Origin of the sequence: Bacillus sp. (in: firmicutes) (genome assembly GCA_012842745.1) — a bacterium.
In the GTDB taxonomy this organism is placed as follows: Bacteria; Bacillota; Bacilli; order Bacillales; family Bacillaceae_J; genus Schinkia.
The window spans coordinates 203027-209565 of record DUSF01000049.1; the positions used below are offsets into that span (position 1 = coordinate 203027).

Here is a 6539-nt window from a genome sequence, read left to right on the forward strand (position 1 = left end):
TTCTTTTTGAACTACAATAAAATTATATAGAGGGTGTCTTACAAAAATCTTACAGACCTGTCTCATCTATTTATGAATCGCTCGATAATTCTTTAATATTTTTTTCAACGCCTCCTTTCGCCAGCCTTTTACCCTGTCAACTGGAACTCCCATCCCCCTTGCAATTTCACCAGGCTTTTTATTTTCGATAATTCCCTGAATAACCCATGTCATTTGTTTATCTGATAGCCCGTCACAATATGATAATATAATTTCTTTTTCTAACATTTCATCACTACTAGAGTCAGAAATAACTTCAGCCATTTCATCGGTAAAAGAGGCGTGATGTACATCAAATTGATTTTCTTTCTTTAAAATGGGTAAGCATTTTTCCTCTTACCGTCATTTGAGCAAAGGCTGGAAATGCCCCTTTCTCAGAATCAAAGCGGTTATAGGCCTCCCACAGCCCAATAAGACCGATTTGAAAAAATTCATCTTGATTTTTATAAATTTGCAATGACAGCATTTGCTTTTTAACCATTGGTTCAAATTGCACAAGTACTTCTTCAACTGTTTTGATTTGATAGACCAAGAGCTTGTCCTTCTGAAGATGTACACCTTCTACGTATTCCGCGGTATCTTTACTGTACTCAGACAAATTCAGTTCGTCATATCACTAAACATAATATTTCCACACTAGCTGTCATACTAAACTTCACGTTTCACCCGTGTGAATTTAAAATATGATGCAACATCATCGGATCATATGTTAACTAATTAAACGTTTATTTAAATTTAACAACTTTTTTAACAATGCCAAAAATCCTTGAAAAATTACTGAAAATTTCCTTTTTAAGTCTATCTAGACGTGGTCACATATCTTCATCAACATAATAATAGTTTTAAAAGGGCGATTTACATATGGTAGACAAACATTTATTCAAAAAAGCAATTGGGAAGCAAATTAGACTGATAAGATTAGAGCATAATAAAACGTTGGAGCAACTTGGGGAATCATCGAATCTTGATCCTAACAATTTAGGAAAAATTGAGCGAGGTGAGAAAATCCCGTCCACTCAAACTCTATTTAAACTATATTCGAGTATGAATATAAGTATTGATCGCCTATTTAAAGCAGTAAAAAGAGAATTAGAAATGAATAATCAGGAAGATTCCAGCCGGTAAGAAACTCCGTAGTTCCCCATCCCCTCCCAGATTTCAAATACCCCGAAAAAGGAGTGTTCAATAGTATGAAAAAAGTATTAGGTTACTATGAAGTGAATAAGGATACAATGGCGCTACTATCAGCTACCCACATCGATTATGGGACAATTGTGCTTGAAACGAATGGCCGACTCTATGTAAAACAAACACCAACCCAGATTGTGAAGGCATCTTGTTTAGAAGGTCACTCTACATATGAAGGGAGACGGAAAGCCATAACATACCATACTGGCGCCAAGCAAAAAGTGCCCATCCCGATTAATCCACATCATAATATTTTCGCCTTTCCAACAAACTCACCAGAGAATTTCAATTGCAACTGGATTTTCTACAACCACGTTAAATACATCAAAACCGCTCATTCTCCTTATGAACCGCAGCAATCGATTATCGTCTTTAAAAACGGACAAGAACTGCCCTTACCTGAATCCCAATACATATTAACAAAACAAATGCAGCGAACAGCGATGTGTATTTTATTATTTTCGCCACAAGCACCAACATATATTTGACGTGTTCCCCGTGAAATAATAAGATTAGTAAAGTGTATGATGAAAGGAAATGGGACACGGAGCGCAAATACGCCCCCTTTACCCACTTGGAAGGGGTTAAAATTAGATGAACAAAAGAAAAATTTGGTTTATTGCTACGATAGCAATTGTTCTACTATTTGTAGGCGGCTATGGATTCGCAATTTACCGCACCATCAATAAAACGGTAGAATCGATTCATGAACCAATGCAACGTGAAAAATCAGAAAAAAGGCAGGAAAAGGTAACCCTAGATAAAAAAGAGCCATTCTCTGTGCTTCTTCTAGGAGTCGATGAACGTGCTGGTGATAAAGGCCGCTCCGACACAATCATTGTCATGACGATAAATCCGAATCTAGATTCTATTAAAATGCTTAGCATTCCCCGTGACACAAGAACAGAAATAATTGGCCTCCATAAACTGGATAAAATCAATCATGCCTATGCCTTTGGTGATATCAAGATGGCAATCGCAACCGTCGAGGACTTCCTGGATATCCCAATTGACTATTATGTAAAAATAAACATGGAAGGCTTTAAAGAGATGGTAGATGCCGTTGGCGGTGTCACCGTTAACAATTCAATGAAATTTGTACAAGATGGGCATACCTTTGATAAAGGGACTATTAAACTTACAGGGGAAGCCGCTTTATCCTATGTTCAAATGAGGAAAGAAGATCCAAAAGGAGATTTCGGCCGCCAAGAAAGGCAACAACAAATCATCAAAAGTATTTTTAAAAAAGGGGCAAGCATTACATCGTTAACAAAATATGAAGCCATCTTTGACGCGATCGGAGATAATGTAAAAACAAATCTCAAACTTTCCGAATTAATTACTATTCAAAAAGACTATAACGATGTCATACAAAATGTCGAGCAATTACAGCTGCACGGAAAAGGTCAAATCATCGATGGAATCTATTATCTAATCATTTCCGAACAAGAAAAACAGAGAGTAGAAAAGATTTTGAAGGCGCATTTAAGGGGGTCAGTCCCCCACACCTTTAAAGCGGTAAAGTAACCTAACCAAATTGGGGGACAGGCTTCAAGTTCCTGTCCCTATTAGCTTACTTCTCAAGTACAATATCCGCAAAGTTAATATAATAAGAATATTTACTACTACTATCAGGTTTAAAAACAATATCTATCTTGTTTACCCCTTTTAAATCTATATCCACTTTTGCAGGCCCTTTCCCCTTTAGTAGACTCTCATTACTATATACAAGTTTGCCATCGGCATAAATATAGAATGATGATTTGGCCTCATCCTTTTGAGTGGCATCATCCATACCAACAATACCTGTCAACCTAGAATATTCCTTATAAAGATAGTAAGATGTTTTACTTTCATATTTTGCAGCCTCACTTTGTAGAACTTTTGACTGCTCGTACTTGACTCCATTCATTTCAAATTTACTACCCTTATTTACAGGATTTCCAACTAAGTTCGTACCGCTAGGTGATAAGTCAGAAAGATAAATTATACCTGTAGCACCAAGTGGCTTTTTCCCTACATATATCGTGTTGTTTTTCGCATCCCATTCCACTTCTTTCCCCATTGATTCAGCCATAAATCTTAAAGGAACATACGTTGTCCCCTTATACATAAATCCTTCACTAGCTGATTTTTTTCCACTCCATCAAAAACATACTTTAATGGTTTGATTTCCACATCAATTGATGTTGCTGCATATGTACCTATAGCCCCAAACGAAATTGCCCCTGCAACAAAACCTGCCATAACCTTTTTCACAACTGTCCTTCTCCCTTCAGATTAGGGAGGAAAATCCTTCTAAGGGGACAGTCCCCCATACCTTTAAAGCAGTAAAGTAACTTGATAACACAAAGTATTTTCGTTTATTTATCAGTCATTCTTAATGGATGATATTCTTTTTCAACATATCTCCGATAGTTTTCTTTTTGCGGATTTGGGAAATAGGATAAAATTTTAGAAGTAGTTACGTGAGGATTGATTATATTTGAAATATAGGCTTCATAACTGCTCCAAGGATAGGTTTCGGGGGATGTTACCATTTGAGCTCCAACAGGATTTAAGTGGATGTATCTACTAACTTCTAATTGGTAATCGATTGAATCAATCAGTTCTGAACCATAACGCCCTTGAAACACATGGCCAACTAACCGATGGCGTTTGTTAAAATGCATGGCATATCTTGAGTTCAACATTTTCATAATATGCATAGGATGATGATGAATGGTTTCCAATTGAAGATGAATATGGTTTGTCATGAGGCAATACGTATGAAGATGAAAAGGAAAATAAGTACGAACCTCTTGTAATAAATCTAAATAGGTTAAACGATCGCTGTTATCATAAAATAAAGCTGTACGACGATTACCTCGATTTGTTATGTGATATATCGCACCCGGAAACCAAACGCGAGGCTTTCTTGCCACTTTTCTTCACTTCCTTTTATAAATTATTTGTTCATAACTAACATTATTCTACACGATTCGCTAATTTCCTTCTTTTTAAAAAATTTTGGGGGTCTGACCCCTGGGATTTCAATAATCTTTAAAAGACAGAAGCCACTTTTTGTCAACTGTTGTATCTTGAAGCTTTCCATTGTCAATCCATTCATCAAAATATCGATCCCAAACCTCATCAGAATATGACTTGTAATAATCATAATTTGAATCACGCATTAAATCATATGTGGGATCCTCCATTTTTAGATTACCTTTGCTTTCACCAGTAGAAGGATCATACCAATACTGTCGACCCTCATCATTTATATTTCCACTATAACCAAAACCACGACCATCGAATTTCCATGTTGGTCTAATTGTCCCATCACTTAATAATCTTGCCCTATTTTCTTCAGCAAAAGAAATGGCTTTTTGATTACCAGCTTTCTTGGCATTTGAAATATAGCTATCAACATGCTGAAGTTGATAGTCTAATTGTGTCTTGAAACCTTCATCAGAGCGCCCCGAAGCAATGCTATTATCCTTGTAAAATGCACCTGTTTGAATATTAGCCAAAGCTCTTCCCTGTTCATCATATTTTAAATCGGAGCCATCTCCGAAATAATTGCCATTATGAGGATTATAACCACTACTATCTGATAGTGAAGAATATAATGGTTGTTTGTCAGATGAACTTTTTGAAGTATTCAACAAAGTGCTTGGAGCATTTAAAGGTGAATTAACTATACCTGATACAACCATTTTATCACCGCATTTTTTCAATAATTTTATACTTTCCAATTAGTATAACAAAAAACTTGTCGAGGGGACAGGTTTCTTTTCATTTAGAGACAAACTCACTTGTTAGCTCTTCCGCTACGCTGGTGGTACCCCTATTATAGATTGGAAATTTGCCATTCAATCTCCTCACTGCCGATTTCCCGTAAAAAAGCATTTGTACGCGAAAATGGTCTGCTGCCAAAGAAGCCTCTATTAGCTGAGAAAGGGCTTGGATGTGGAGACTTAATAATATAATGCCAAGGTGATGTAATCAGTTGCTGCTTTTGCTGGGCATATTGGCCCCATAGTATAAAGACAACTGGCTCCTCCCGACGATTTAATGTTTCAATGACTTTGTCTGTGAACATCTCCCATCCTAGTGTTTTATGAGAGTTAGGAATACCAGCCCGCACGGTTAAAACAGCATTCAACAATAAGACTCCCTGCTTTGTCCACTCTACTAGATAGCCATGATTAGGAATCGAACAACCTAAATCGGCTTGCAATTCTTTATAAATATTTTGCAAGGATGGCGGAATAGTCACCCCTGGTTTCACCGAAAAACTCAATCCATGAGCCTGATTAGGTCCATGATATGGATCTTGCCCAATAATAACGACTTTCGTGTCTTGATAAGAGGTAAAATGCAAAGCATTAAAAATATCATATTTATCTGGATAAATAACTTTAGTTTCATATTCATCTCGCAATATTTTTCGCAACTGTTGATAATACGGTTTTGCGAACTCTCCTTCAAGTAGAGAAGCCCAATCGTTTTTCAAAATCGCCATACCTTTCCACACTCGCTTCCATTGTTACAATCTCATATTCATTATAAGAGTATGGAAAATAAGTAGCAATGAGGATTATTAGTCCAATAGGTTTGAAGCCAAAATTCCTTTCTCCCTTTTTAAGCGAAAGCCCCTATCTATATGGTGAAGGGAGGTGATGAACAAATGGCAACAGAGGTAATCAAGAGTAGTCAACTTCGAATTGAATATAATCAGGGCATTGATTTAGATGGCAACCCCATCTACAAGACGAAAAATTATAATAACTTAAAAACTACAGCAACACCTGATCATATTCAAAGCGTTGCACTAGCGATTGCGAATCTTCAACAGCACTCAATCTTTAGTGTCCAACGCAACAGCCATTATGTCATTGTGGCAGGGTAAGGAATTTTAAATTTCAACAGAAAGGAGGCAACTAAATGAGCAAAAAGCTAGAGTTGCAGTTTAAAAATTCCGAAGGAAAAACGGCTACAATTTCAATCGATAATCCGATTGAGCCAGTAAATGCAGCAAATGTATCAGCGGCAATGGATTCAATTATTGCTGCCAATATCTTCACATCAACAGGCGGAGATCTCATTGCTAAAAAAGGTGCTCGTGTCGTTGAGCGCAATGTAACAGAAATTGAAATAGGTTTATAGAAAGGGAGGGAGCCATGGGACAGGGGGACAGGTTGAGACCACTGAAAAACATGTCCTAAATAACTGGAAACTAAGTCGCAAAATATAAAAACAAAAGAAAATCCCCCTGATTTTGGTATAATAGAGCTGTCGAAGAACTACTACCAAAAAGGGGGCTTTTC

10 protein-coding genes and 1 pseudogene are annotated in these 6539 nt (G+C 36.9%); 5 read left to right on the plus strand and 6 right to left on the minus strand.

What is annotated here, in order from left to right:
• Positions 1-66: 66 nt before the first annotated feature.
• A pseudogene (locus GX497_13655) lies at positions 67-637 on the minus strand (sigma-70 family RNA polymerase sigma factor).
• Positions 638-900: 263 nt separating this feature from the next.
• Here GX497_13655 and GX497_13660 point away from each other — a divergent pair.
• The 3 genes from GX497_13660 (at position 901) to GX497_13670 (ending at position 2754) form a co-directional block, all read left to right on the plus strand.
• Positions 901-1164 (plus strand): helix-turn-helix transcriptional regulator, encoded by a 264-nt coding sequence (locus GX497_13660; GenBank protein ID HHY74240.1) that lies wholly within the window; start codon positions 901-903, stop codon positions 1162-1164.
• Between the two features lie 65 nt (positions 1165-1229).
• On the plus strand, positions 1230-1715 hold the full coding sequence (locus GX497_13665; protein ID HHY74241.1) for a competence protein: 486 nt from the start codon (positions 1230-1232) through the stop codon (positions 1713-1715).
• 106 nt (positions 1716-1821) lie between these two features.
• Positions 1822-2754: a LytR family transcriptional regulator gene (locus GX497_13670; protein ID HHY74242.1), complete on the plus strand. Its 933-nt coding sequence runs from the start codon at positions 1822-1824 to the stop codon at positions 2752-2754.
• A 46-nt stretch (positions 2755-2800) separates the two neighbouring features.
• Here the strand turns inward: GX497_13670 and GX497_13675 are convergent, their stop codons facing one another.
• The 5 genes from GX497_13675 to GX497_13695 all read right to left on the minus strand — a co-directional run bounded on the left by GX497_13675 (position 2801) and on the right by GX497_13695 (position 5734).
• Positions 2801-3340: a hypothetical protein gene (locus tag GX497_13675; protein HHY74243.1), complete on the minus strand. Its 540-nt coding sequence runs from the start codon at positions 3338-3340 to the stop codon at positions 2801-2803.
• Complete coding sequence (locus tag GX497_13680) at positions 3310-3486, minus strand: hypothetical protein (protein HHY74244.1); 177 nt, start codon at positions 3484-3486, stop codon at positions 3310-3312. Before GX497_13680 ends, GX497_13675 begins: the two co-directional genes overlap by 31 nt.
• 104 nt (positions 3487-3590) lie before the next feature.
• Positions 3591-4151 carry a transposase gene (locus GX497_13685; protein HHY74245.1) on the minus strand — a complete coding sequence of 187 codons (561 nt, stop codon included), beginning with the start codon at positions 4149-4151 and terminating at the stop codon, positions 3591-3593.
• A gap of 108 nt (positions 4152-4259) precedes the next feature.
• Positions 4260-4925 (minus strand): hypothetical protein, encoded by a 666-nt coding sequence (locus GX497_13690; protein HHY74246.1) that lies wholly within the window; start codon positions 4923-4925, stop codon positions 4260-4262.
• 134 nt (positions 4926-5059) lie between these two features.
• Positions 5060-5734 carry a uracil-DNA glycosylase gene (locus tag GX497_13695; GenBank protein HHY74247.1) on the minus strand — a complete coding sequence of 225 codons (675 nt, stop codon included), beginning with the start codon at positions 5732-5734 and terminating at the stop codon, positions 5060-5062.
• A 165-nt stretch (positions 5735-5899) separates the two neighbouring features.
• On the opposite strand from GX497_13695, the gene GX497_13700 reads away from it, so the two are divergent.
• Positions 5900-6121 (plus strand): DUF1659 domain-containing protein, encoded by a 222-nt coding sequence (locus GX497_13700; protein HHY74248.1) that lies wholly within the window; start codon positions 5900-5902, stop codon positions 6119-6121.
• 35 nt (positions 6122-6156) lie between these two features.
• Positions 6157-6378 carry a DUF2922 domain-containing protein gene (locus tag GX497_13705; protein HHY74249.1) on the plus strand — a complete coding sequence of 74 codons (222 nt, stop codon included), beginning with the start codon at positions 6157-6159 and terminating at the stop codon, positions 6376-6378.
• Positions 6379-6539 lie beyond the last annotated feature (161 nt).

Bases quoted from the DNA above. Each gene is read 5' to 3' on its own strand.
- GX497_13660 (HHY74240.1), top strand. From the start codon at position 901: ATGGTAGACAAACATTTATTCAAAAAAGCAATTGGGAAGCAAATTAGA.
- GX497_13665 (HHY74241.1), top strand. From the start codon at position 1,230: ATGAAAAAAGTATTAGGTTACTATGAAGTGAATAAGGATACAATGGCG.
- GX497_13670 (HHY74242.1), top strand. From the start codon at position 1,822: ATGAACAAAAGAAAAATTTGGTTTATTGCTACGATAGCAATTGTTCTA.
- GX497_13675 (HHY74243.1), bottom strand. From the start codon at position 3,340: ATGTATAAGGGGACAACGTATGTTCCTTTAAGATTTATGGCTGAATCA.
- GX497_13690 (HHY74246.1), bottom strand. From the start codon at position 4,925: ATGGTTGTATCAGGTATAGTTAATTCACCTTTAAATGCTCCAAGCACT.
- GX497_13695 (HHY74247.1), bottom strand. From the start codon at position 5,734: ATGGCGATTTTGAAAAACGATTGGGCTTCTCTACTTGAAGGAGAGTTC.
- GX497_13700 (HHY74248.1), top strand. From the start codon at position 5,900: ATGGCAACAGAGGTAATCAAGAGTAGTCAACTTCGAATTGAATATAAT.
- GX497_13705 (HHY74249.1), top strand. From the start codon at position 6,157: ATGAGCAAAAAGCTAGAGTTGCAGTTTAAAAATTCCGAAGGAAAAACG.